At 69.6% G+C, this 24040-nt stretch carries 23 protein-coding genes; 15 read left to right on the top strand and 8 right to left on the bottom strand.

The annotated features are described in order from the left end of the window. Positions 1 to 8 precede the first annotated feature (8 nt). Genes FHY04_RS14455 through FHY04_RS22945 form a run of 3 tightly spaced genes read left to right on the top strand, consistent with a single transcriptional unit; the run spans position 9 to position 2842 of the window. Complete coding sequence (locus tag FHY04_RS14455; protein ID WP_183937015.1) at positions 9 to 377, top strand: phosphonate transporter; 369 nt, start codon at positions 9 to 11, stop codon at positions 375 to 377. 9 nt (positions 378 to 386) lie between these two features. Continuing rightward, positions 387 to 1676, top strand: a complete 1290-nt coding sequence (locus FHY04_RS14450; protein ID WP_183936939.1) for a sensor domain-containing diguanylate cyclase — start codon at positions 387 to 389, stop codon at positions 1674 to 1676. After that, a complete protein-coding gene (locus FHY04_RS22945; RefSeq protein WP_183936938.1) occupies positions 1673 to 2842 on the top strand; it encodes an AMP-binding protein in 1170 nt (389 codons plus the stop codon). The genes FHY04_RS14450 and FHY04_RS22945 overlap by 4 nt, the downstream gene beginning before the upstream one ends. A gap of 17 nt (positions 2843 to 2859) precedes the next feature. On the opposite strand, the gene FHY04_RS14440 is transcribed toward FHY04_RS22945, so the two are convergent. Next, on the bottom strand, positions 2860 to 3027 hold the full coding sequence (locus FHY04_RS14440) for a hypothetical protein (RefSeq protein WP_183936937.1): 168 nt from the start codon (positions 3025 to 3027) through the stop codon (positions 2860 to 2862). A gap of 841 nt (positions 3028 to 3868) precedes the next feature. Here FHY04_RS14440 and FHY04_RS14435 point away from each other — a divergent pair. Then, positions 3869 to 4825, top strand: a complete 957-nt coding sequence (locus FHY04_RS14435) for an alpha/beta hydrolase (protein WP_183936936.1) — start codon at positions 3869 to 3871, stop codon at positions 4823 to 4825. 12 nt (positions 4826 to 4837) lie between these two features. Here FHY04_RS14435 and FHY04_RS14430 read toward each other — a convergent pair whose 3' ends face one another. Together FHY04_RS14430 and FHY04_RS14425 are read right to left on the bottom strand one after the other, a co-directional pair. Further along, complete coding sequence (locus FHY04_RS14430) at positions 4838 to 5851, bottom strand: alpha/beta fold hydrolase (protein WP_183936935.1); 1014 nt, start codon at positions 5849 to 5851, stop codon at positions 4838 to 4840. Positions 5852 to 5888: 37 nt separating this feature from the next. Continuing rightward, a complete protein-coding gene (locus FHY04_RS14425; protein WP_221211802.1) occupies positions 5889 to 6653 on the bottom strand; it encodes a hypothetical protein in 765 nt (254 codons plus the stop codon). 172 nt (positions 6654 to 6825) lie between these two features. On the opposite strand from FHY04_RS14425, the gene FHY04_RS14420 reads away from it, so the two are divergent. The 8 genes from FHY04_RS14420 (at position 6826) to FHY04_RS14385 (ending at position 15427) form a co-directional block, all read left to right on the top strand. Then, positions 6826 to 8184: an alpha/beta hydrolase gene (locus FHY04_RS14420; protein WP_183936933.1), complete on the top strand. Its 1359-nt coding sequence runs from the start codon at positions 6826 to 6828 to the stop codon at positions 8182 to 8184. Beyond that, the gene (locus FHY04_RS22940; RefSeq protein ID WP_183936932.1) at positions 8181 to 9719 is read left to right on the top strand and encodes a GMC family oxidoreductase; all 1539 of its coding nucleotides are present in this window, start codon (positions 8181 to 8183) and stop codon (positions 9717 to 9719) included. Before FHY04_RS14420 ends, FHY04_RS22940 begins: the two co-directional genes overlap by 4 nt. Before the next feature lie 10 nt (positions 9720 to 9729). After that, positions 9730 to 10533 (top strand): SDR family NAD(P)-dependent oxidoreductase, encoded by an 804-nt coding sequence (locus tag FHY04_RS14410; RefSeq protein WP_037531123.1) that lies wholly within the window; start codon positions 9730 to 9732, stop codon positions 10531 to 10533. Beyond that, positions 10530 to 11042, top strand: coding sequence for a peptide-methionine (S)-S-oxide reductase (locus FHY04_RS14405; RefSeq protein ID WP_183936931.1), 513 nt, complete (start codon positions 10530 to 10532; stop codon positions 11040 to 11042). The genes FHY04_RS14410 and FHY04_RS14405 overlap by 4 nt, the downstream gene beginning before the upstream one ends. Continuing rightward, on the top strand, positions 11039 to 11536 hold the full coding sequence (locus tag FHY04_RS14400; protein ID WP_183936930.1) for a metallophosphoesterase family protein: 498 nt from the start codon (positions 11039 to 11041) through the stop codon (positions 11534 to 11536). Before FHY04_RS14405 ends, FHY04_RS14400 begins: the two co-directional genes overlap by 4 nt. Positions 11537 to 11568: 32 nt before the next feature. Next, positions 11569 to 11889, top strand: coding sequence for an HNH endonuclease (locus tag FHY04_RS14395; protein WP_037531130.1), 321 nt, complete (start codon positions 11569 to 11571; stop codon positions 11887 to 11889). Between the two features lie 151 nt (positions 11890 to 12040). After that, positions 12041 to 14911, top strand: a complete 2871-nt coding sequence (locus FHY04_RS14390; RefSeq protein ID WP_311724990.1) for a TonB-dependent receptor domain-containing protein — start codon at positions 12041 to 12043, stop codon at positions 14909 to 14911. A 150-nt stretch (positions 14912 to 15061) separates the two neighbouring features. Then, entirely contained in the window at positions 15062 to 15427 is a 366-nt protein-coding gene (locus tag FHY04_RS14385) for a DUF4440 domain-containing protein (RefSeq protein WP_031395307.1), read from the top strand. Positions 15428 to 15465: 38 nt separating this feature from the next. Here the strand turns inward: FHY04_RS14385 and FHY04_RS14380 are convergent, their stop codons facing one another. The 3 genes from FHY04_RS14380 to FHY04_RS14370 are packed head-to-tail and all read right to left on the bottom strand — an operon-like array spanning position 15466 to position 19462. Next, on the bottom strand, positions 15466 to 17688 hold the full coding sequence (locus FHY04_RS14380; protein ID WP_183936929.1) for a molybdopterin cofactor-binding domain-containing protein: 2223 nt from the start codon (positions 17686 to 17688) through the stop codon (positions 15466 to 15468). Continuing rightward, on the bottom strand, positions 17685 to 18176 hold the full coding sequence (locus FHY04_RS14375) for a (2Fe-2S)-binding protein (protein ID WP_183936928.1): 492 nt from the start codon (positions 18174 to 18176) through the stop codon (positions 17685 to 17687). Before FHY04_RS14375 ends, FHY04_RS14380 begins: the two co-directional genes overlap by 4 nt. Further along, the gene (locus tag FHY04_RS14370) at positions 18173 to 19462 is read right to left on the bottom strand and encodes a cytochrome c (protein ID WP_183936927.1); all 1290 of its coding nucleotides are present in this window, start codon (positions 19460 to 19462) and stop codon (positions 18173 to 18175) included. Before FHY04_RS14370 ends, FHY04_RS14375 begins: the two co-directional genes overlap by 4 nt. A gap of 211 nt (positions 19463 to 19673) precedes the next feature. Between FHY04_RS14370 and FHY04_RS14365 the strand changes: the two genes are divergently transcribed. Beyond that, complete coding sequence (locus FHY04_RS14365) at positions 19674 to 20705, top strand: esterase family protein (RefSeq protein WP_183936926.1); 1032 nt, start codon at positions 19674 to 19676, stop codon at positions 20703 to 20705. On the opposite strand, the gene FHY04_RS14360 is transcribed toward FHY04_RS14365, so the two are convergent. Further along, on the bottom strand, positions 20671 to 21612 hold the full coding sequence (locus tag FHY04_RS14360; protein ID WP_183936925.1) for a DUF1080 domain-containing protein: 942 nt from the start codon (positions 21610 to 21612) through the stop codon (positions 20671 to 20673). The two genes, FHY04_RS14365 and FHY04_RS14360, sit on opposite strands and share 35 nt — an antisense overlap. A gap of 105 nt (positions 21613 to 21717) precedes the next feature. Between FHY04_RS14360 and FHY04_RS14355 the strand changes: the two genes are divergently transcribed. Further along, a complete protein-coding gene (locus FHY04_RS14355) occupies positions 21718 to 22512 on the top strand; it encodes a ThuA domain-containing protein (protein ID WP_183936924.1) in 795 nt (264 codons plus the stop codon). 2 nt (positions 22513 to 22514) lie between these two features. Here FHY04_RS14355 and FHY04_RS14350 read toward each other — a convergent pair whose 3' ends face one another. Beyond that, positions 22515 to 23186: a DUF6445 family protein gene (locus FHY04_RS14350; RefSeq protein WP_183936923.1), complete on the bottom strand. Its 672-nt coding sequence runs from the start codon at positions 23184 to 23186 to the stop codon at positions 22515 to 22517. A gap of 113 nt (positions 23187 to 23299) precedes the next feature. Here FHY04_RS14350 and FHY04_RS14345 point away from each other — a divergent pair, with 113 nt between their 5' ends. Beyond that, positions 23300 to 23983, top strand: coding sequence for an HPP family protein (locus tag FHY04_RS14345; protein ID WP_183936922.1), 684 nt, complete (start codon positions 23300 to 23302; stop codon positions 23981 to 23983). Positions 23984 to 24040 lie beyond the last annotated feature (57 nt).

Genomic DNA, 24040 nt, shown 5'->3' with positions numbered 1-24040 from the left:
CCGTGGCTATGGTACTGGAACAATACAGTTTTGATAATGTCGCGCTGCCCGAGCTCGACACGATGCGCGTCGAGGACCGCGACACCCTGCCGTTCGGGGTGGTCGGGTTCGAAGCCGACACGCTCGTCCAGGTCTACAACGCGACCGAGGCGCGGATGTCGGGCCTTGATCCCGCGACCGTGATGGGCGTGCCGTTCTTCGATGCGGTGGCGCAGTGCATGAACAATTTCATGGTCGCGCAGCGGTTCGAGGACGAGCCCGAGATCGACGACATCGTCCCCTATGTCCTCACGCTGCGGATGCGCCCGACCAGGGTCCGGCTGCGTCTGCTCGCGACACCCGGCATTGCGCGCCGCTATATCCTCATCGAACGCTAAGCCGCTTCGATGAGCGATAGGTCGAGCGAGGAAGAGCTTCTCGAGTTTCTGTACGCCTGCCCCGTCGGCCTGATCGAGTGCGACAGCAGCGGCACGATCGCGATGATGAACCCGCACGCGATGCAGCATCTCCTGCCGCTCGCCGGGGCCCGCGATCCCGGTAACCTGTTTGCCGCGCTCGAACATCATGCGCCCGAATTGCGCAGCATCGTCGCGGCCTATGCGCCGGCGACGGGCCGGATCTGCGACGGCCACCGGATCTTCGTCGATCTCGCCACGCGTCGCCGCGGTACCGCGCCCAAGGTGCTGGCGTGCACCCTGGTCAAGCTCGGCCCCGATCGGCTGATGGCGACGCTGTCCGATATCAGCGAACAGGTCGCCCAGGAGGCGCGGCTGCGTCAGGCGGATACCTGGTTTGCCACGCTGCTCGACAGCGTCAGCCATTATGCCGCGCTGACGATCACCCCCAGCGGCGAGATCCAGTCCGCCGACGCCTGCTTCGCCCGCCAGACCGGACACGCCGCCGCCGATGTCATCGGACGCCACCTCGCCGAGATCGGCGGAAGCGAGGCGAGCGGCGGCGATCTTCGCCTCGACGAGCAGCTGCTGATCGCGGCGCGCGAGGGCTGGCATCTCCAGGAGGGATGGCAGCAGCGCGCGGATGGCGAGCGCTACTGGTGCCAGCGGCTCGTCGTCGCGCGGTCCGAGCGGGGCGAGCCGCGCGCCTCCGGCTTCTCAGTCATCCTGCGCGACGTGCCGCGGCGTGGCGAGGCGGCGGCGGACATGCGCCGCCTGTTGAATCATGATCACCTGACCGGCGCCGCCAACCGACGGCATTTCGGCGAGGTGCTGAAACGCGAACAGCGGCACTGGCGCGAGCTGCGGCAATCGCTGTCGCTGATCGTTCTCGACCTGGATCATTTCAAGGCGGTCAACGACACGCATGGCCACCCGGTCGGCGACACGCTGCTCCGGCGCGTTACCGATGTCTGCACCGCGCTGGTCCCGCCCTGCGGAATATTCGCGCGGCTCGGGGGCGAGGAGTTCGGCGTCCTGCTGCCGCGCTATGACGAGGATCAGGCGGCGGCGCTCGCCGAGGCGATGCGCGCGGCGATCGCCGGAATCGCGGTCGACACGCCGCGCGGTGGCTTGCACGTCACCGCCAGCCTGGGCTGCGCCACGCTGAACGAAACCGACGGTTCGATCGATGCGCTGCTCGCGCTCGCGGATGATCGCCTCTACGCCGCCAAGCATGCCGGGCGGAACCGGGTCCGCTCGCGCGAGACCGCGACCGCGTGACCCGGCCCGGACTGTCGCGCGCCGCGGTACACCGCATCGCCTGCGCGGTCGTCGCGACCGAGATGGCGCGGCTCCGCGATCCCGCGCCGCCGGCCGTAACACGGGGCGACTGGCCCGAAGCCATGCCGATCGGCGACGAGGGCCTCGGGCTCGATTCGATGGAGCAGCTTGGTGCGCTGGGCGCGCTGGCGGAGGCGTTCGACCTCGACGACGACACGCTCGGGGATGGTCCGCCGCAGACGGTCGGCGCCTGGACCGACTGGATCCTGCGCGCGCACGCTACGGGCCCCGGCCGGATCGCGGTGCGGACGTCCGGCTCGACCGGCAGCCCGCGCCTCTGTATCCACGCCGTCGCCGACCTGCTCGAAGAGGCGGCCTTCTTCGCGACACGGTTCGCCGACCGGCGGCGGGTCGTCGCACTGGTCCCCGCCGATCATCTCTACGGGCTGGTCTGGACCGCGCTGCTGCCCGACGCGCTGGGCGTTCCCGTCGTCGTGCGGACGGTCGGTACACCGCTGTCGCTGGAAGCGGGCGACCTCGTCGTCGCGGTGCCCGACCAGTGGCGCGCGCTGTCGCGGATGATGCGCCACTGGCCGGGGGATGTCATCGGCATCAGTTCGGCCGGGCCGCTCGACGACGCCACCGCTGCCGTGCTGCTCGCGGCGGGGCTTGCCGGGTTGGCCGATATCTACGGCGCCTCCGAAACCGGCGGTATCGCGATCCGCGCGCTGCCCGCGCTCGACTACGACCTGCTGCCCCGCTGGCAGCTCACGGCCGCCGACCCGGATGACTGGCGGCTCGTCGACCGCGACGGCGGGCACCACGACCTGCCCGACCATGTCTCCCGTCTCGGCGAGCGCATCATTCGACCGATCGGTCGGCGCGACGGCGCGGTCCAGGTCGCCGGATTCAATGTCTGGCCCGGGCGTGTCGCCGGCGTGCTGCGGACGGTGGAGGGTGTCGCGGACGTCGCGGTGCGGCTGCACGGCAATGGCCGGTTGAAGGCGTTCGTCGTGCCGCACCCCGGTCAGGACCCCGCCCGGCTGTCCGCGCGGATCGAGCAATTCGCGGCGAACCGGCTCACCGATCCCCAACGTCCGAAAGCCTATCGCTTCGGCACGGCGGTGCCGCGCACGGCCTTGGGCAAGCTCGAAGACTGGGGCTGATGCGGCCCCGACAGCGTCTAGCGCCCAGTCAGCGCATAGCCGCGGGTCTTCTCGCCGAGCGCGGCGTAGATCGCCGCCTGATCGAGGAGCATGTGGCGCTGTTCGTCGGTCTCCGCAGCCGCGGCCGCGGCCAGCGCGTCGATCGTCAGCCGCTCATAGTCGGGGGTCGGGTCTTGGTCTGGCATGGGTCTGCCGTTCATTCCTCTTCACGATGTCCCGTGACGATAAATGGCCTGCCTCCGGCCGCAACCTGCTTAAAACGCTGCTTAACCGGCCAGAGAGGTTGCGCACCTCCGGGCGCCGTCGCACGGCTGCGGATACTATTCCGGCATCGCCATCGCGGATTCCCGCCGTCACGGTCGCCGTCACGGCCGGGTAATCTGAGTTAAGATTCTGACCCATATAGACGCGTGACAACAAACCCATCCTGCCACATCGCGCGCAGCACTGGATCGCGAATCTCGTCATAGGGGCAAAGCGCGAGATGGCCGACCGGATCGCTGGCGGCGATACGGCCGTCATTTCTGGCTTTCAAACAGTCTCTTGCGAAATCCGGCATCCTGCGGCCCCACTGCTGTCGTCGCGTCGTCCGACCCATGGTCAGATCGTTACAAAAAGGGCAATGGCTTGTCCCAAACCGACACAGCGCCCCGCGCCGCACGGGGACACGGTTCGCCACGCCGCGAGCCGCACGGTCCGCACTGTCTCTACAGAAGCGACGATCGCGGCCGACGCTCTACGCAAGTACAGCCGGACCAGCGAGACTCACCCGACGGCCGGACGCGGCAGATGAACCAGCAACGCCCGCCATCGCTCGCAAGGATGTTCGCCAAAATTCTGAGCCTGTACGTCCTTCGATATTGCCGCACCGCAGCAAAGTCTGTGCGCATTGCAGCGGTGACTAACCGCGCCAGCTTCTGACCTTCCCCACAACCGCCATCGCAAGGAAAAAGCGCCCGACCACCATTGTGCAGTGATAGCGCTATCGATATCATCCCGAAAACAGACAAGAACGGGAGAGCGGATATGCGCATCGGATGTCGCGGCAACGAAGTCGTTCGAGGGGCAAGACGTCGTCTTGCGTGGCTGGTCGGCCTGACGATCGCAGTCGCCCCGCCCGCGCTGGCGCAGTCCTCCGACACGATGGCGTCGATCGCCATCCCCGCGCAGCCCGGCGCGATCGACCTGGGCACCGGGAAACTCCCCGGGGCAACCGCCCCCGAAGCCTGGCACAGCCAATATGGCAGCGTGTTCGCGCGCAACGTCACGGTCGCGACGCTGACCCCCGTCCTGCCCGATCCCGCCAAGGCCAACGGCACCGCGGTGATCGTCGCGCCGGGCGGTGGATTCCGCACGCTGTCGATGGAGAATGAGGGGTGGGACGTGGCGCGCGCGCTCGCCGCGCGGGGCGTCGCCGCGTTCGTGCTCAAATACCGGCTGAATCAGACGCCGGCGGATCTCGAAACCTTCGCGCGTCCCGCCCCCGCGGGTGCCCCCCCGGGCGCAATGCCGCCACGCCGGGATCCCGCGGCGATGATGGCAGGCCTCGCGCCGCAGATCGCCGATGCGCGCGCGGCGTTCGCGCTCGTCCGCAAGCGGGCGGGCGAATGGCACGTCGATCCGGCCCGCATCGGCATGGTCGGCTTTTCGGCGGGCGCGATGCTGACGATGGCGACGACCATCGCCGGGCAGGACGCGAAGCCCGCATTCATCGGCAACATCTACGGCCCGCTCGCCGCGATGACGGTGCCCGCCGACGCACCGCCGATGTTCGTCGCGCTGGCGGCGGACGATCCGTTGTTCGGCAATGCCGGCTACGGGCTGATCGACAGCTGGCGCACCGCCAAACGCCCGGTCGAGTTCCACCTGTTCGAACAGGGCGGGCACGGCTTCGGTATGTATCCAAAGACCACCACGAGCACCGGCTGGTTCGACGAATTCGCGCGCTGGATGGCGATGCACGGATGGATCAAGCCGGCGTAATAACCGCGCCCCTTACGACGCGATCGCCGCCTCCAGCGTCTGCAGGAACCGCGCCGGCGCCTCGACCTGCGGCGCATGACCCAGCCCCTCGAGGCGGATCAGCCGCGCGTCGGGGATACGTCGTGCCGCGGTCACCGCCGCCTGCGGCACGGTCTGCACCTGCGCCCGCCGGTCGGGTGCGGCGCGGTTCGCCCGGAACGCGGTCAGATCACGGTCGCCGATGATCAGCCGCACGGGCATCGCCAGCCGCGGCAGTTCGGCGGCGACCGGCTGGGTCTGGATCATGTCGGACAGCCGCGCCTGCGCATCGCGCACCACATCGCCGTCGGGACCGGCATATTGCCCCGCCAGCATCGCCACCCAGCGATCATAGGCCGGGCGCCATTCCCCGTGATAATAGTTGCGCAGCTGATACGCCTTGATCGACGCGGCATCGGTCTTCGCCTCCTCGGTCCGCAACGCGCCGAGATCGGTATAGGGCACGCCCTGCGCCAGCGTGTCGTTCAGCCCGAGCGGATTGACGAGCACGAGCCGCGACACGCGCTCAGGGTGGAGCAGCGCGAACCGCGTCGCGAGGATCCCGCCGGTCGAATGGCCGACCAGGATGACCTTGCCCGCCCCGGCCCGGTCGAGCAGCCCGCGGGTCAGTTCGGCCATCGCGTTGAAGCTGTACTGATAGCCCTTGGGCTTGGACGATTTGCAGAAGCCGACCTGATCGGGCGCGATCACGCGGTAGCCCGCACCCGCCAGCCCGCGCGCGGTCTCGTCCCAGGTCGCGGCACAGAAATTCTTGCCGTGCAGCAGCACGACCGTCGTGCCGTTTGCGCGCGCGGTCGGTGCGAGGTCGAGATACGCCATCCGCACCGCCTGCCCCTGCGACGATCCGTCATACCAGCGCAGCGACGCGGGATAGGCAAAACGCTCGAGATTGGCGCCGAGCGGCACGGTCTGGGCAAGGCCCGGCGTGGCGGAGACGGCGAAGGCAGCGATGGCGGCGATCGCGGCGGGAATTTTGAAACGGATCATCCGCCTCTAACGACCGGCCGCGGCCAGGTGTCCCGTCCTACAAGCCCGGACCGTCCGCGTCATATTTGAGTTCGAGATACCGCCCCTGGATCGCAATCTCGTCGAGGCTGCTCCGCCCGAGGCATTCGCCGGCGCGCGCGAGCTCGGCATCGATCAGGCGCAGACCGTTGATCAGGTGATCGTCGGGCGTCCGGCCATCCGCCTGCATTTCGCGCCGCGCCGAAATGCCGACCATCCGCCAGCTGTCGACCAGCGCGGGCAGCTCGACCGCGACCAGCTTGCGGATCGACGCCGCGGCCGGGCTGCGCGGATCGAGCCGGGCGAGGCGCGGCGCCAGCGCCTCGAACCGGCTGCCCAAAGCATCGGCGAGCCGCAGCGCGGGCAGCGGCATCCCGCGGCGTTGCGCGGCGAGCCAGATCCCCGCCTGCTCGGCGAGCCCGGCCAGCCCGGCCTCCACCAGCGCCTCGCGTCCCGGCGCGCGCGGATCGGCCTGCGCGACGATCACGATCACCAGCAGCAGCATCAGCGCTGCGGCGACGGCAAGCGCCAGCATCGCCGGCAGGACCGCGGCGAGCGCCGCGCCGCCGAGCAGCGACACGATCGCCGCGAGGACCAGCCGGACCATCAGCCGCTTCTGCCGACGCGCCCGCGCATCGCGCTCGCGCCGCGCCTGCTCGCGGCCCTCGGGAGACAGCCGCCGGAGCAGCTCTTCGGCCTGGGTGAGCCCGACATCGGCAAACCCTGCCGCGACGCTGCGGGCACGGTCGATCATCGGGGCGCGCTGACCGCTATTGTCGTCCATCGCGCGAGGATGCCGGTCTTTGTGCGCCCGGTCCAGACCCGCGCGGCGCGACAGACGCACCCAAAGTGGTCGCAGATCGCCACCAAATTGATCTATGCCAATTACGGCGGCCGGTGCGATGGAACGGTTCCGCGCCTGCATCGTCCGGTAGGGGTCAGTTTCGCGAGGCCCCATGACCCCACCCACCTTGTTGTTTTTACACGCTCTTGGCGCCAGCGCGCGCGAATGGCAGCAGGTCGCCGATCACCTGTCCGATCATGACTGCGTCGCGCTCGACCTGCCGGGGTTCGGTGACGCCGCCGATAGGGGGCATGCTGATGTCGGGACGATGACCGACTGGCTGGCGCAGGAAATCCGCGCCCGCGACCTCACCGCCTGCGTGCTCGTCGGGCACAGCATGGGGGGCAAGATCGCCACGCTCGTCGCCGCGCGCGCCGCCGCGGGCGAGCCGGGTCTCGCAAATATTCTCGGCGTCGTACTCGTCGCCGCGTCGCCCCCCTCGCCCGAACCGATGGACGAAAAACGCCGTGCGGAGATGGTCGGGTGGTTCGCCGATGGCCCGGCGTCGCGTGAAAATGCGGAAACCTTCGTCGATGCCAACAGCGCCGAGACGCTCCCGGAGGCCCTTCGCGACCAGGCGATCGACGACGTGCGGCGATCGAACCGCGCGGCCTGGCTTGGCTGGCTCGAACGCGGCAGCCGCGAGGACTGGGCCGCCGCGGTCGGACAGCTCTCGCTTCCCGCGCTGATCATTGCCGGGACCGAAGACGACGATCTCGGCGAGGATGCGCAGCGCCGGCTCAACCTGCCGCATTATGCCAATGCCCGGATGCGCGTCGTCCAGGGTGCCGCGCACCTCATCCCCTATGAACAGCCCCGCGCGCTCGCCGCGCTGATCCGCGAGCACGCGGCACTGGCAACGACGGCTGCGCTGCCCGAAGATTTCGCCCGGCTGCTCGACTCCGATCGCGTCAGCAGCGGGACGCGCGCCGCGATGCTCGACCGGATCTACCCGATGCCCGTCGGTACCGCGTTATGGCACGAGGCCGACCATGCGACCGTCGCGGCGCTGGTGGCCCGGATCCTCCCCGATTGCGGCGCCGACCATGCGCTGGCAGGTCGCATCCTCGACTCGGTCGCGCAGGGTGTCGGCGACGGCTGGCGCTTCGCCGAGCTGCCGGACGACCGTGCGGCATGGTCGCGCGGGCTCGCGACGCTCGATACGGCGACCGGCGGTTTCGTCGCGCTGGCCGATCCCGACCAGGACGGCTGGCTCGATCGCATCGCCGGCGGCACGGTCGGCATCGAAGAGGACGCGACCCGCCTGTCGCCCGTGCAGATGCGGCTCTGGTTCGAGGATGTCCGCGCCGAGACGGTCCGCATCTGGATGGCGCAGCCCGCGACGATGGCCGCGATCGGCTATGACGGCTTTGCGATCGGCGGCGATGGCCCCCGCAAGCAGGGCTATACCCGCACCGGCGCCGACGATCCCGAAGCGTGGCAGCGCCCGTCGCAGGAGCGCGGGGCGTGACGACGAGGCAGCATGGAGCGAACGACGTCGTCGATGCGGTCGTGATCGGCACCGGCGCGGGCGGTGCGCCGCTCACCGCCCGGCTCGCACAGGCGGGCCTGTCGGTCGTCGCGCTCGAGGCGGGCCGCGCCTTCCGCCCCGAAGAGCATGTCGCCGACGAGGTCGCGGCCGACATCTACTGGATGGAGGAACGGCTGAGCGGCGGATCGACGCCGACCGCGTTCGGGTCGAACAATTCGGGGATGGGCGTCGGCGGCTCGACGCTGCACTGGGGCGCCTTCTGCCCGCGTCCCGATCCCCGCGACCTGCAACTCAAGACGCTGACCGGCGAAGGCGCTGACTGGCCGATCGATCCTGACGAGCTGACCCGGTACATCGTGGAGGTCGAGGCGTTCACCGGCGTCTCGGGCCCTGCCGACTATCCGTGGGACGCCAGCCGCCGCTACGCCTATCCCCCCGTCGCGCGCAACGCCGCTGCCGATGCGATGGCGCGGGGCTGCGCGGCGCTCGGCATCACCGCGACCGACGCCCCCGCCGCCCTGGTCTCGCGCGATCGCGACCAGCCGCACTGGGGACAGCGCCAGGCCTGCGTCAATTGCGGCGCCTGTCATCAGGGTTGCCGCAACGCCGCCAAGACGAGCATGGACACGACCTATCTGCCCCTCGCAGTGGCGCATGGGGCCGAGATCCGCGCCGGCGCCCGCGTGATCGCGTTCGACTATGACGGCAGCGGCCGGATCAGCGCGGTGGTGTACAGCCAGAACGGGCAGGAGCATCGCCAGCTTTGCGCCGCCGTCTTCCTGTGCGCCGGCGGGGTCGAGACGCCGCGGCTGCTGCTCAACCTCGGCATCGCCAATTCGAGCGGTCAGGTCGGGCGCAACTTCATGGCGCATGTCGCAACCCAGGTCTGGGGCCGGTTCGACGCGGAGATGCGGATGAACCGCGGCTATCCCTCGTCGCTGATCAGCGAGGATATGATGCGCCCCGGCGATGCCGGCTGCGCGGGCGGCTATCTGATCCAGAGCCTCGGCGTGCTCCCCGTCAACCTCGCCACCGGGCTCGCCCGCGGTGCCGGCCTGTGGGGCGAACGGCTGCAGACGCTCCTGCGCGGCTATAACCGGATGGCGGGGATCGGCATCAACGGCGAATGCCTGCCGCATGCCGACAACCGGCTGACGCTCGCCGACGAGGTCGACGCCTTCGGCCACCGCAAGGCGCGGATCGACTTCAGCTATCACGCCAACGAACAGGCGATCGATCGCCACGCGCGGCGCACGCTCACCGACATCTGGGCGGCGGCGGGCGCGCAGGACATCTTCGCGGTCGATCGCTCGGCGCATACGATCGGCACCTGCCGCATGGGGCATGACGGCGACACCGCGGTGGTTGATTCCGACGGTCGCAGCTTCGACATTGCGAACCTGCTTATCTGCGACAATTCCATCTTTCCCAGCGCGCTGGCGGCCAACCCCGCGCTGACGATCATGGCGCTGTCGCTGCGCACCGCCGACCGTTTTCTCGCATCCGACGATTGAGGAGTTTCACATGGATCTGGGTATCAAGGGGCGCATTGCGCTGATCAGCGGCGCGGATTCCGGCATGGGCAAGGAGACCGCGCGACTGCTGCTCGAGGCCGGCGTGCGCGTCGCGATCACCGATCAGCCGGGCGGCACGCTCGACGCGGCGCTCGCCGAACTGTCGCCGCTCGGCGAGGTGGTCGCGGTGACCGGCGACGTCACCAGCCTCGATGATGTCCGCGCGATCTGGGCCGAGGTGCGCGAGCGGCTCGGTGATCCCGACATCTATGTCAACGCCGCGGGCGTGACGGGCGCGACCGGCGACTTTCTCGACGTCGACGATGCCGGCTGGGAGCAGACGCTCGACATCAACCTCATGGGCGCGGTGCGCATGTGTCGCGAGGCGATCCCGGCGATGCGCAAGGGCGGCTGGGGCCGGATCGTGCTGTTCGCCTCCGAAGATGCGGTGCAGCCCTATGTCGACGAACTCGCCTATTGCGCGTCGAAGGCGGGGATCCTCGCGCTCGCGAAAGGGCTGTCCAAGGCCTATGGCGGCGACAATGTCCTCGTGAACACCGTCTCGCCCGCGTTCATCGCGACGCCGATGACCGACAAGATGATGCGCAAGCGCGCCGAGGAACGCGGCGAAAGCTTCGACGCGGCGATCGACAGCTTCCTCGAGGAGGAACGCCCGGGGATGGTGCTCAAGCGCCGCGGCAAGGCCGAGGAGGTCGCCGCCGCCGTCGCCTTCCTCTGCTCGGAGCGGGCGAGCTTCATCAACGGTGCAGGGATACGCGTCGATTCCGGCTCGGTGTTCACGATCGCCGGATGACGGAACAGCGCGTGCACCGGATCGGGTTCGGCGGCGGGTGCCACTGGTGCACCGAGGGCGTCTTTCAGGCGCTCCGCGGCGTGCAGGCGGTCGAGCAGGGTTTCCTCCAGTCCGAGGCCCCGTCGGACGCCTGGGCGGAGGGCGTGATCGTGACGTTCGATCCCGCCGTCATCACCCTCGCGACACTGGCCGAGGTCCATCTTCGCACGCATTCGGCGAAATCCGGCTATTCCCCCGCCGGACGCTACCGCAGCGCCATCTATGTGTTCGAGGACGACCAGCGCCCCGACGCCGAAGCCGCGATCGCCCGGTTCGCAGCCGAGACGGCGGCACCGGCCCGCACCCTGGTCCTGCCGTGCACCGGCTTCCGCCCCTCGGACGAGCGCTTCCAGAATTACTACCGGACCGATCCCGACCGGCCCTTCTGCCGCCGCTATATCGATCCCAAGCTCGACTATATCCGCACCCATTTCGCCGCCGTCGCCCTGCCCGCGGAGCCACGCGCGTGAGCGTCTTCTTCACCGCCGACACGCATTTCGGCGACCACCGCACGATCAACATCGCGCGCCGGCCGTTCGCCGACACCGCCGCGATGGACGCCGCGCTGATCGACCGGTGGAACGCGGTCGTCGGGCCGCAGGACGTGGTGTGGCACCTTGGCGACGTCGCGCGTCGCCCCGCGGACGTGGCCGGGCTGCTCGCGCGACTGCACGGGACCAAACACCTGCTGCGCGGCAACAACGATCCCGATGCGACGCTGGCGGCACCGGGCTGGGCCAGCGTCGCCGACTATGCGGAGATCACGCTCGACGACCGGCGGCTCGTCCTGTGCCATTACCCGTTCCGCAGCTGGAACGGCCAGCACCGCGGCGCGCTCAATCTCCATGGGCACAGCCATGGCCGGCTGAAGCCGATGCTCCGCCAGTTCGACGTCGGCGTCGATGTCGAGGGTCACGACTATGCACCGGTCGGTCTCGACCGCCTGCTCGCGCCCCGGCGATAGGTGCGAGGGGAATGGGCGGGCGCGTGAAACGGATGGCCGGACTGGCCGAGGCGGCGGCACGGACCGCGCAGGCTGCGGACGACCCGCCCTGCGCGCTGTGCGGCCGCCCGCTCGGCCACCGTGTCGAGCGCCATCACGTCGTCCCCAAGAGCGAGGGCGGTACGCAGACCGTGCCGGTGCACCCGATCTGCCACCGCACCATCCACGCCTTCGTCGCAAACCGCGACCTCGCCACCAGCTACGCGACGATGGACCAGCTCCGCGCGCGCGAGGATATCGCCCGCTACCTGCGCTGGATCGTCGACAAGCCCCCCGACTTCCGCGCCCCCACGCGCAAGCGCAGCACCCCCTGAACGGGGCTTGATGGTGTATCCCGCAAGCAACACCCGTTTCGCAATTTACCATTGCTGATCGTAACGGAGCAGCAACATATGGTCATAAAAACCATTTTCGTCGTAACCATGGTGCACCGCCGTAAAACGGGGTGTCACAAGGGGGACAGAAATGCGTTGGACGAAATGGATGATGCGCTCGTCGCGGATGGCGATGGGCGCGGGCCTGCTGATCGCGGCCAATGGCGCCGCAGCGCAACTGGCGACCGACCCCCAGACGCCCACCGCCCCCGCGGCGACCGAGGCCCCCACCGAAGACATCATCGTCACCGGATCGCGCATCCGCCGCGACCCGCTCGATCAGCCATCGCCCGTCATAACTGTGGATGAGAACGCGATCGCGCGCACCGGTCTGTCGTCCGTCGCGGACATCCTGCAACGCCTGCCCGCCTCGTCGGGCGGCCTCAATTCGAAGTTCAACAGCTCGGGCAATTTCGGCAACCCGCCCGATGGCGGCGGCGTCGGCGCGGGCTCCGCGGTGCTCGACCTGCGCTATCTCGGTCCCAAGCGGACGCTCGTGCTCGTCGACGGCCTGCGCTTCGTCAACGGCGCGTCGGCCAGCGGCATCCCGGCGACGGTCGATCTCAACTCGATCCCGTCCTCGATGATCGAACGGATCGAGGTGCTGCAATCGGGCGCCTCGACGCAATACGGGTCCGACGCGATCGCCGGCGTCGTCAACATCATCACCAAGCAGAACCAGAAGGGGTTCAAGGGATCGGCGCAATATGGCCAGTATCTCGGCGACAATGACGGCAAGACGCAGGATTACCAACTGAGCTACGGTTTTGGCAGCCAGGGCGTGCACGTCGTCGCGGGCGGCTATTACACCAAGCAGGAATCGGTCAGCGCCGCCGACCGCGACATCTCGCAATTCCCCAATCCGGGGCAGACCAGCTGCGCCGAACCCATCGGCGGCTGCTCCAGCTTCACGCCCTTCGGCCGGTTCCTGGTGAACGGCCAGAACATCACGCTGCGTGGCCCCGTCGCCAGCGGCCGGCCGGTCTACGACCCGACGCTCGCCACCGGCGACTTCAAGGCGTTCACCGCCGCCGACCGGTTCAACTTCGCCCCGCTCAACTATTTCCTGACGCCGGTCGAGCGGTTCGGCGGCTTCGTCAACACGCGCGCCGAATTTTCGGAGGCGCTCAACCTGCGCGTGAAGGCGGTCTATAACCGCCGCAATTCGCAGAACCAGGCGGCGTTCCTCCCGCTCGGCATCGGTCCCGACGTCGGCAACGGCAACATGCTCGACACGCTCTCGGTCGATGCCACCAACCCGTTCAACCCGTTCGGCGTGACGCTCGTCCCCGGGCAGAACTACACCGCGATCTTCCGCCGCCTCGTCGAGGCGGGGCAGCGCACCTACAGCCAGCAGGTCGACACCATGTCGCTGACCGGCACGCTGGACGGCAAGTTCCAGATGTTCGGCCACAACTGGTATTGGGATGCGAGCGCGGTCATCGGCTATAACGATGCCAAGCAGCTGTTCACCGGCAACATCAACGCCGCGCGCCTCGCCCGCGCGATCGGCCCGATCAGCCAGTGCACCGGCGAATGCGTGCCGTTCAACTTCTTCGGCGGGGTCGGCTCGATCACCCCGGCGATGCTCGGCTATATCGGCTTCGACGAACGCGACCGCAGCCGCCAGAAGCTGAACGACTATACCGCCAATATCTCCGGCGAGCTGTTCGACCTGCCCGGCGGGCCGGTCGGCATCGCGGTCGGCTATGAGCATCGCTATCAGTTCGGCAGCTTCACGCCCGACCCGATCATCCAGGCGGGCCTCGGCGCGGACATCCCGGCACAGGCAGCCAGCGGCAAGTTCAACGTCGACGAGGTCTATGGCGAAATCCGCCTGCCGCTGCTGCGCGACATTCCCGGCATCGCCTCGCTCGAGCTGAACGGCGCGGTCCGCCACTCGAACTATTCGACCTTCGGGGGCAATACGACGCTCAGCGGCGGCGCGTTGTGGAAGCCCGTCAGCGACCTGCTGCTGCGCGGCCAATATGCCGAATCGCTGCGCGCACCGTCGATCGGCGAGCTGTTCGGCGCGCAGTCGCGGTTCGACGCCTCGATCGACGATCCCTGCACCAGCGCCGCGGGCGGGCTGTTCCAGTCCAACCCGACCGTTCGCGCGAACTGCGTCGCCAACGGCGTGCCCGGCAATGGCAGCTATGCCGAACCCTCGGGCCAGTTGCCGGTGCTCACCGGCGGCAACAGCGAGCTGCGCCCTGAAACCGCCCGGACGCTGCTGTTCGGCGGCGTCTACAGCCCCAGCTGGGCCCGCGGCGGCACGCTCTCGGCGCTCAGCCTCGAGGTCAACTACTACGACATCAAGGTCGACGACTCGATCGCGTCGATCCCGGCCCAGGTGCTGCTCAGCCGCTGCGCCCAGACCGGCGACGCGCTCAGCTGCGCGGCGGTGCGGCGTGCCCCCAGCGGCATCGTGACCGCGATCAACGGCCTGCTGCTCAACACCGGCGGCATCCGCACCAAGGGCATCGACGCGACGCTGACGGTCCGCTCGGGCGAAACCGGCGCCGGGCGCTTCGGCCTCTATGTCTCGGGCAACTATCTGCTCAAGTACAGCGAGCGCACGCCCGCGACCGACGGCTTCGTCACGACCGACTATGTCGGCACCGAACGCGGCTCGCCCGATCAGACCTATCCGCATTTCAAGGGACTGGGCACGATCGACTGGTCGGTAGGCCCGGTCACCGCCAGCGTCACCGGACGCTATATCGACAATGTCGACGAGATCGCTGCGGAGAACGCCCTGAAGAGCCGCCTCTACGGCGACGTCCAGCTCCAGTTCCGGCCGACCTGGCTCGATTCGAAGCTCGCGCTGACCTTCGGCGTGAACAACGTCTTCGACAAGGATCCCCCCGCCTGCTTCAGCTGCAGCCTGAACAACTTCGACCCGACGACCTATGACATCCCGGGCCGGTTCGGGTACCTCCGGCTCTCCTACGGGCTGTAGGACGAGGGCTGCCGACCGGCGCGTCGGTCGGCAGCCACACACGCGTCGGAAACATAGGATGCTCCGATGGTCAAAAGACCCTCGTCTCACCGATTGTGAGGAACGAAGTAGGCCGTCCCCGCGCTCGACCCCGACAGAAGGAGACGAGCAATGGACGACACCAGGGTCTGGGCATTTGAAGAAAGCCTGTGGACGGGCGACGCGGACCAGTATCACACGCTGATCGACGACGAATGCGTGATGGTGCTTCCCGAGCAGCCCTTCGTGATGACCGGCGCGCAGGCGATCGAGGCGGTCGCCGATACGCCGCGCTGGTCGGAGGTCCGGTTCAGCGAACAGCAGATCATGCGCCCGCAGGAGGGCCTGATCGCGATCGCCTACAAGGCCGAGGCGAGTCGCGAAGGCGCAACCGGCTATACCGCCTATTGCACGACGACGATGCGCCGGCTCGAGCATGAGGAATGGCGCGTGGTCCAGCACCAGCAGACGCTCGCCCCGGTCGCCGGCGGCGCCTGACCCGACCAATACGGCGGTCGCCCGACGACCGCCGATGATTAGGAGCGTGTCGCCAGCCCCCCCGCCAGCGGCATGCTCCTGGTCCTGACCCCCGTCGCCGCCGCCAGCGCATTGGCGAGCGCGGCGGCGGTGGGCCCCTGCGCGCACTCGCCCGTACCCAGAAACGGCGTACCCGGCCGGTCGATCACCTCGACGACGACGCTGTGCGGCACGTCCGCGAACCGCAGGATCGGATAGCCGCTCCAGTCATAATCGGTCCGGCGCGCACCGTCGTGTCCCGCGGACTCATATGCGGTCCAGCTCAGCGACTGGAGCAACCCGCCCTCGACCTGGTTGCGGATGCCGTCGGGATTGACCGCCTCGCCGCTGTCGACCGCGACGACCGCGCGGTGGACGATCAACCGCCCCTCGTCGGGGATCCGCTCGACATCGAGCGCGACCGCGCAATAGGCGCCGTGATTCTTGTACCGCGCAAAGGCGAAGCCCCGCCCGCGATTGGGCCGGGGCCGGTAGCGGCTCCACCCGAACCGCGCCGCCGCGCGCCGGATCACGTCGGCAGCGCGCGGATCGTCGAGATGCGCGAGCCGGAACGCGACCGGGTCACGCCCCGCCGCCGCCGCGAGCTCGTCCATCGCGCTTTCGAGCGCGAAGATGTTCAGATGCGCGCCCAGCCCGCGCAGCGCCGACACGCGCACCGGCATGTCGGGCAGGAAATGGCTGACGATGCTCTGGTTGGCAAAGCGATAAAGCGGGATGGCGTTGCGATCGCCGCCGCCATTGGGCTGCGGGATCGGCTTGGGCGGCGTCGGCGTGAATGGCGGCACCACCTCCACGCCTGCGAGCAGGTCGCCCGCCGCGACGGGCCGCGTGCTGTGCGTGTTGCTCCACACCTGATGCCGCCAGTCGACGATCCGCCCCGACGCATCGAGCGTCGCGTCGATCTGCGCGAGCATCGCCGGCCCGAGCGGTTCCCAGCCATGTTCCTGCTCGCGGCTCCATTGCAGCCGGACCGGAACGCCGGGCATCGCACATGCGATCAGCGCGGCATCGCCCGCGACGTCGTCCGCCCCATTATGCCCGTAACAGCCCGCCCCCTCGCGGTGGACGCAGCGGACGCGGTCGGCGGGCATCGCGACCAGCTCGGCGATCGCGGTGCGCAGCGGCTCGACGCCCTGGCTGTGCGTCCACACCGTCAATTGCCCCTCGGCCATCAGCGCCACCGCGCAAGACGGCCCGATCGCACCGTGCATCAGATAGGGCCGGTCGTACCGCGCGGACAGCCGCCGCACGCCCGGCGCCGCGGACGCGTCGCGACGCGTGTCGATCACACTGCTCTCGCGCCGCATCTCCAGCAGTCCCGCGGGCATCGGCGGCAGCGCGGGCACAGCCGCGTCGCGCGTCCATGCACCCTGATTGGCGACGCGCAGCGCCTGTTCGAGCGGCCATTCACGCGGACCGACGATCGCCGCGAACCGCCCGACCTCAACGACCCGCGCGACGCCCGGCTGCCGTCGCAGCGCGGCAAGATCGGGCGTCAGCCGCGTCCCCGACGACGGCCCGCGCAGGACGCGCGCATGCACCATGTCCGGCAGCCGCATGTCCTGCACATAGCTCGGCAGCCCGGTCAGCTTGGCGGGCAGGTCGACGCGCGGCACCGGTCGCCCGATCAGCCGCCGCGCCGCCACAGGCTTGCGCGGCACGTCGGCGCGCGCACGCACCGCCAGCGACGTCGACGCGGCGAGCTCGGCATAGGTCGCACGCCGCCCCTGCCCGTCCAGCACGACGCCGTCGCGCGTGAACAGCGTCGTCGCCGCCACGCCCCAGCGCGCCGCCGCGGTCTCGGCGAGCAGCAGCCGGACACAGGCGGCGGCATTGGCGATCGCGGTACCGCTCTGCTCGAGCGTCTGGCTGCCCGCGGTCACGCCCTCGTTCGGGGTCAGCGCGGTATCCGCGGTGATCAGGTCGACCCGCCCGATCGCGACGTCGAGTTCGTCGGCGGCCAGCTGCGCCATCGCGGTCTTCACGCCGGTGCCGAGCTCGACCTTGCCCGTGAACACCGTGACCCGGCCATCGGGACCGATGCGGATCCACGCGTCGAGATCGGGAAATTTGGCGAGCGTCCCCGGCAAATCGGGCGCGACCGTCGGCGGTCCGCCGCTGCCCTCGCCGCCGCCGGTCTGCGCCAGCGCGGCCGTCGGCGCGAGCGCGAAGGCGACCAGCAGCCCGCCGAGTATGTCGCGCCGCGACGCCTGTCCGCTCACGTCACCGGCTCCGCAGGCTCGACCACCCCGCCGCCGCGCATCACCGCCGCGCGCCGTACCGCGCGCAGGATCCGCATATGCGTCCCGCACCGGCAGAGCGACGGCGCCATCGCGCTGCGCAGCTCGGTTTCGATCGGCGTGACGGTCTTGCGCAACAGCCCCTCGGCGCGCGCGATCATCCCGGGGATGCAATAGCCGCATTGCGCCGCCTGCTCGTGCAGGAACGCGCGCTGGACGTCGCCCGGCGCCGCCGCGCTGCCCAGCCCCTCGACCGTCGTGACCGTGCGGGTACCGACCGCACCGACGGGCAGCAGGCAGGCAAAGACCGGCCGGTCGTCGACCAGCACGGTGCACGCCCCGCATTGCCCCAGCCCGCACCCGAACTTGGCCGCATGCAGCCGCAAATCGTCGCGCAGCACATAGAGCAGCGGGGTGGCGGGATCGACATCGACGCGCGCGGTCGCCCCGTTGACGGTCAGGTCGATCATTCACCCTCCTTGCGCGCCGCAGCGACGTCTTTCTCGAGGTCTGGCCAAGCCGGCCCCGTCCCGTGCCGGGCCTGGAGATAGGCGACGACCTCCGCCACCTGCCGGTCGTCCAGCGCATCGGCAAAGGCGGGCATATACGGCCCGCGCGGCGCGACCGGCGGTTTCAGCCCCTTGAGGATGACCTGGATCGTGTCGCGCGGGTTCGCCTCGTGCAGCGGCGTGCCGAGCGGCAGCGCGGGACGCCCGGCGACCATCATCGCCGCCCCCGGCTCGTGGCAGACCGCGCACGCCCCCGCATACAGCCGCGCGCCCTCGGGATGCCGCTGGCCTGCGAGCGTTCTACGATCGGGCAGCCGCGGCTCGGCCCGCGCGGCGGGCGCAGCGCGCATCTGCCACGCATGATAGGTCGCGAGCGCGCGGACATCGGCCGGCGCCGCGCGCGCCAGATTATAGGTGACCGGCCCCATCGGCCCCGCCGCCGCGGCATGCGCCGTACTGAGCCCGGTGCGGAAATAGGCGTCGAGCCGCTCGACGGTCCAGGCACGCACCGCGGGCGAGTGCGCGTTGATCGGCGGCGCATACCAGCCGCCCGACCAGCCGCCGTCATAGGCCTGGTCGCCGCGCTTCTCCTGCTGCAACAGGCCGCGCGGGCTGTGGCAGGCGGTACAATGCGCCAGCGTCTCGCCGATATACCGCCCCCGGTTCCACGCGGCCGACTGGCGCGGATCGGCGACGACCGGCTGCGGATCGAAGAACAGCAGCTTCCAGCCCGCCAGCAGCGGCCGGAAGCCGAGCGGCGGAATCATCCGGTTAGCGGGCGGCACCGCGCGCACCGCCGGCCGGGTCATCAAGAATGCATAAAGCGCGTCCACATCGCCGTCCGCCACGCCCGCATAATGCGTATAGGGAAAGGCCGGATAGAGATGGCTGCCGTCGCGCCCGACGCCCTCGTGCATCGCCCGGCGAAACGCGGCCGGCGACCATGATCCGATCCCGGTCGCGGCATCGGGCGTGATGTTGCTGCCATAGATCGTCCCGAACGGCGTCTTGATCGGATAGCCGCCCGCATAGGGACGCCCGCCCGCCGCCTGATGACAGCTGACGCAATTGCCCAGCCGCGCCAGATTGGCGCCGCGCGCGACCAGCGCGGGATCGAACTGCCGGGGATCGGGGCGCGTCACGCGGGCGATGGCGGGCCGGTATGCGATTGCGGCAAACGCGATCCCGCACAGACCCAGCAGCACGACGGCGATGACGACGATGCGCCTGATCCCGGGCCGGCTCATCCTCGCCTAGACCCTTGCGTCGCCGAACGCCGTCATACGCATCGTCTCGTCTCCCCCGTGTGACATCGGACGCACGGGCCGATCGGACGGGGATTGAACGATCCGGATGCCGACAATCTCCCCGCGCCGGGAGATAATCCCGATCCCCCACACCGATTCGCACCGCGCCCGCGCTGTGCTAGGCTGACCCGACACTATGAGGGGGGCGGAGATGCGCGTGATCCTGACGGCGGCGGCCCTGCTGGGCGCCGCGTTGACCGTGTCGGCGACAGCTGCGCAGCCCCCCGCACAGACCGCGCCCCCACCGCCCCCCCCACCGGCGCCGGCGCCGGCACTGCGGGGAACGCTGGCCGGCCCGTTCGAGCTCCGGTCGCGGCGCTTTGCCGGCACGGTGCGGCGCTACTGGGTCTATGTCCCGCCCGGCTATGATCCACGCCGCCCGCCCAATCTGCTGCTGTTCCAGGACGGGCAGCGCGCGACGAATCCGGCAGGGTCGCTCAGGGTGCCCGCGGTCCTCGACACGCTGATCCTACAGCACGCGATTCCGCCGACGCTCGGCATCTTCGTGACCCCCGGTCACCGCGCGACGCACTATCCCGACACGCTCGGCATGGCCAACCCGGATCACCGGGTGGAGGAATATGACGCGCTGTCCGACGATTATGGCTGGATGACGCTCAACGAACTGCTGCCCGCGGTCGCGGCACGCTGGCGGTTCGCCGACGATCCGAAGCGCCGCGCGATCGGCGGCACGTCGAGCGGCGCGATCGCCTCCTGGACGATCGCGTGGCGGCATCCGGAAGCGTTCGGCAACGTCATCAGCTTCATCGGCAGCTATACGTCGATCGGCCTCACGCTCGGCCCGGACGGCGCACCCCGCACGCTCGGCGGCGACCTCTATCCGGGGCTCATCCGCAAGAGCCCGATCCGCCCCTTGCGCATCGTCCTGCAGGACGGGGCGGCCGATCTCGACGACGAACATGGCAACTGGTTTCTCGCCAACCAGCAGATGGCAAAGAGCCTCGCCTGGGCGAACGCGCAGGCCGATGCGGATCACCGCCCGGGCCCGCGCTACGACGTCCGAACGGCGTGGACGCGCGGTGGCCATTCGGACGCGGACGGCGGCGCGATCCTGCCCGACATGCTGCGCTGGATCTGGCGCGACCAGCCCGCAGCCGCGCACGCCCCGCCCCCTACTGCCCCGCCCCCTACTGCCCCACGACGATCTTCGGCAGGGTCGTGATCGGCTCGACCGTGATCGCGCGGAACCAGGTCTCGGCGCCTTCGGACTGCAGCTGGATCCGGCCATGCGTCAGCGGCTGCCGGCCGTCGGGGCCGATCGTCGCCAGATCATGCACTTCGCCGACCGGGAAGCCGTTGACGACATGCACCGCGCGGTCGCCGACGACATAGAGGTCGAGCGTGTTCCACGCGCCGATCGGCCGCTCGGCATCGGTCGCCGCCTCGACGTTCCAGGTCGGCGTGCTGTTGACGATGTCGATCTCGCGTCCCCCGGCACGGAAGCGGAGATGCGGTTCGACCAGCGACGGATCGAACGTCACCCCGGTACGGCCGCGCAGCTTGCTGCCGACCGCGACGATCATCCCGGTCGATCCGGTCATGATCTCGAACTCGACCGAGGGCCGCCACGTCCCGAACACCTCGCCCGGCGCGCCATGCGTATGATAGAGCAGGCCGTTGTTGCGCGGCTGCGTCGCGCGCGGCGCCCAGGTCCTGGCGCCCCATTTGAACTGCAGCCGCAGGTGATAGTCGCGAAGGTCCGCCTGGTGGACCAGGCTGCCCCAGGTCTCGCCCTTCACCCAGATCGCCGGTGCCCCGTCGACGCTGCGCACCGCGAAATCGCCCTTGGTGTCCCTGCTCGTGCCGATCGGCGGCGTGCCCGGCTTTGCCTGATAGGTGATCGACGGGTCAGGATAGCCGAGCCACGCGGTCCAGCCCTTGAGACTGCGCCCGTCGAACAGTGCGGTCGGCTTGCCCGTCGCCACGGGAACGTCGGTCAGCCTGAGCCGCTGCGGCGCCGCGGCGGGCTCCCCCGCAATCGCCCGCGCACGGTCCTGAGACGTCTGCGCGGTCGCAGGCGCGGACACCAGCATCAGCGCGACCAGCGCGCGCTTGGATCTTCCAGACATTCGCTCTCAACTCCCCCATCATATTTATGACCCAGCATAGCGCGTTATCGCTACCAGTTGAACTCCGATGGTCCCGCGCGCTAGGACCGGGCGGGAGATTGCACGATGCTCAAGATGTTGGCGCTGGCCGCCCTGCTCACCACGGCGCAGGCCGCGCCCGATCCGCATTTGCCGAAGGCCACGACCGACACCGTCGCCCCCGTGCTGCCCAAGGACTTGCATGACGCGGTGCTGATCGTGTCGAAGACCAATGGCTGGCGGCATATCGAGCATATCCCGCATTCGAACCGCGTGCTCGCCGACATTGTGCAGGGCCTGGGTCGGACGAGCTACGCGACCGAAAATGCGGCGGTCTTCAACGACGAACAGCTGCGCCACTTCTCCGTCGTCGTGCTCAACAGCGCCAGCGGTGGATTCCTGACGCCAGACCAGCGCGTGGCCTTCGCCCGCTTCGTCGCGCGCGGCGGCGGCGTCGTCGCGCTGCATGCCGCGGGCGACGACAGCCATACCGACGCCTGGTACAGCGACACGGTGATCGGCACGAAGTTCATCGGCCATCCGGGCGGCGAGGATCAGTTCCAGCGCGCGCGGCTCGTCGTCGATCGCCCCGACCATCCGGTCATGGCGGGGGTGCGCCTGCCCTGGACCGCGGTCGACGAATGGTATTCCTTCAACGCCAATCCGGCCGCCCGCGGCATGACCGTGCTCGCGACGCTCGACGAGGCGAGCTACCGTCCGGGCGCCAAGCTCGCGATGGGGACGCACCCCGTCATCTGGACCAATCCGCGCACCAAAGGCCGCATGGTCTATTCGGCGCTCGGCCATTTACCAGAGGCCTATGACGACCCGACCTATCGGCGGGTGCTCGTCAACGCGATCCGCTGGGCGGGCCGGCAATAGCCTCATTCGATCGCGAGGAACGCGGTGATCGTCAGCCGCCCCGCCGCCGGATCCGCCGACAACACCGCATCGCGCGCGATCGCGCCGCTGTGCAGCACATAGCTGCGGTACAGCAACGCCCGGTTATAGGCGGCATCGACCAGCGCGGTCCGCTCGAACAATGCGGTATCATCGGCGATATAGCCGTGCGGCGGCATGGCCGCGACCTCACGGCCGAGCCGTTCGAAGAAGTCGGGCGCGCGCGTCTCGTCGACCGTCTCGAACCCGGTGGCGCGATGACGGAAGAAGGCGGTCCCGTCGCGGTTCGTCGGCGACAGATAATGGATCAGCGCGATCCGGTCGCGCGCATAGGCATCGACATGCGGCAGCCGTTGCCGGATCTCGAGCGCGTCGGGCGTCACCGTGACGATCGAGAATTGCGCATCGACGACATGGATGCGGCGGCATGGCCCGAAATCGCGGCCCAGCGCGCGGGCGATCCGCGGAAGCTGGTCGGCAAGATAATGTTCGGGCAGCGCCGCGCGGAGACCGGGATAATGCTCGCCCGCGGATCCGAACGCCGCGTCCGCCGCGGCCTTGCGCAATCCGTCCGGATCCTCGGCAAAGCCGTCGATGATCACCAGCGGCTCCGCCTCGCGGCCGATACGCCGCCTGGTCACATCCCCCAGCATCATGCCTCGCCATCATCCATCTTCACCGTCCTCTAGCGATCCCGGTGACGCGCGACATAGCGAAATGCACGGGCGCAGCGTAGGGGCGGCACGCTCAGCCACACGGACGATCGCTCATGCCCCTGCCCCGCGCCAAAGCCTTCTGGGCGAAGGCCTTTCCCGCCGACCGCCTGCTCGGGGGCGTCGGCGCCTGTATCGGCATCGCGCTGACGATGCTCGTCTGCGTCGCGCTGCTCCCCGTCGGCGACGTTCCACAGATCGTCGCGCCGCTGGGGGCGTCGGCGGTGCTCGTCTTCGCGGTCCGGTCGAGCCCGCTAGCACAGCCCTGGCCGGTGATCGGCGGCAACACGCTGTCCGCCGCGATCGGTGTCGCCGCGTTTCAGCTCATCCCCGACGCCACGCTGGCCGCGGGTGTGGCGGTCGGGGCTGCGATCCTCGCGATGTCGCTGCTCCGCTGCCTGCACCCGCCCGGCGGCGCCGCGGCGCTGACCGCAGTGATCGGCGGCCCCGGCATCCATACGGCGGGCTACGCCTTCGCGCTCGTCCCCGTCGCGCTCAATTCGGTCGTGCTCGTGCTGGTCGCCGTCCTCTTCTACCGCGTGACGCGGCACCCCTATCCGCATCACAGCGCGCTGCCCCCCGCCGCGATCGCGGCCGACCGCCGCGCCGCGGGATTTCACCCCGACGACATCGACGCCGCGCTCGAGGATATGCACGAAAGCTTCGACATCGCCCGCGACGATCTCCACGCGCTGCTCGCCAAGGCCGAACTTCACGCGCAACGCCGCCAGCGCGGCTGAGCGCGGACCGGGGTATGCCGCGTGACGATAGCCGCACGCGGCATACCCCGGTTGCCC

Source organism: Sphingomonas sp. BK481, assembly GCF_014194875.1.
GTDB lineage: Bacteria > Pseudomonadota > Alphaproteobacteria > Sphingomonadales > Sphingomonadaceae > Sphingomonas > Sphingomonas aerolata.
This window is presented reverse-complemented; position numbering and strand designations above follow the sequence as displayed.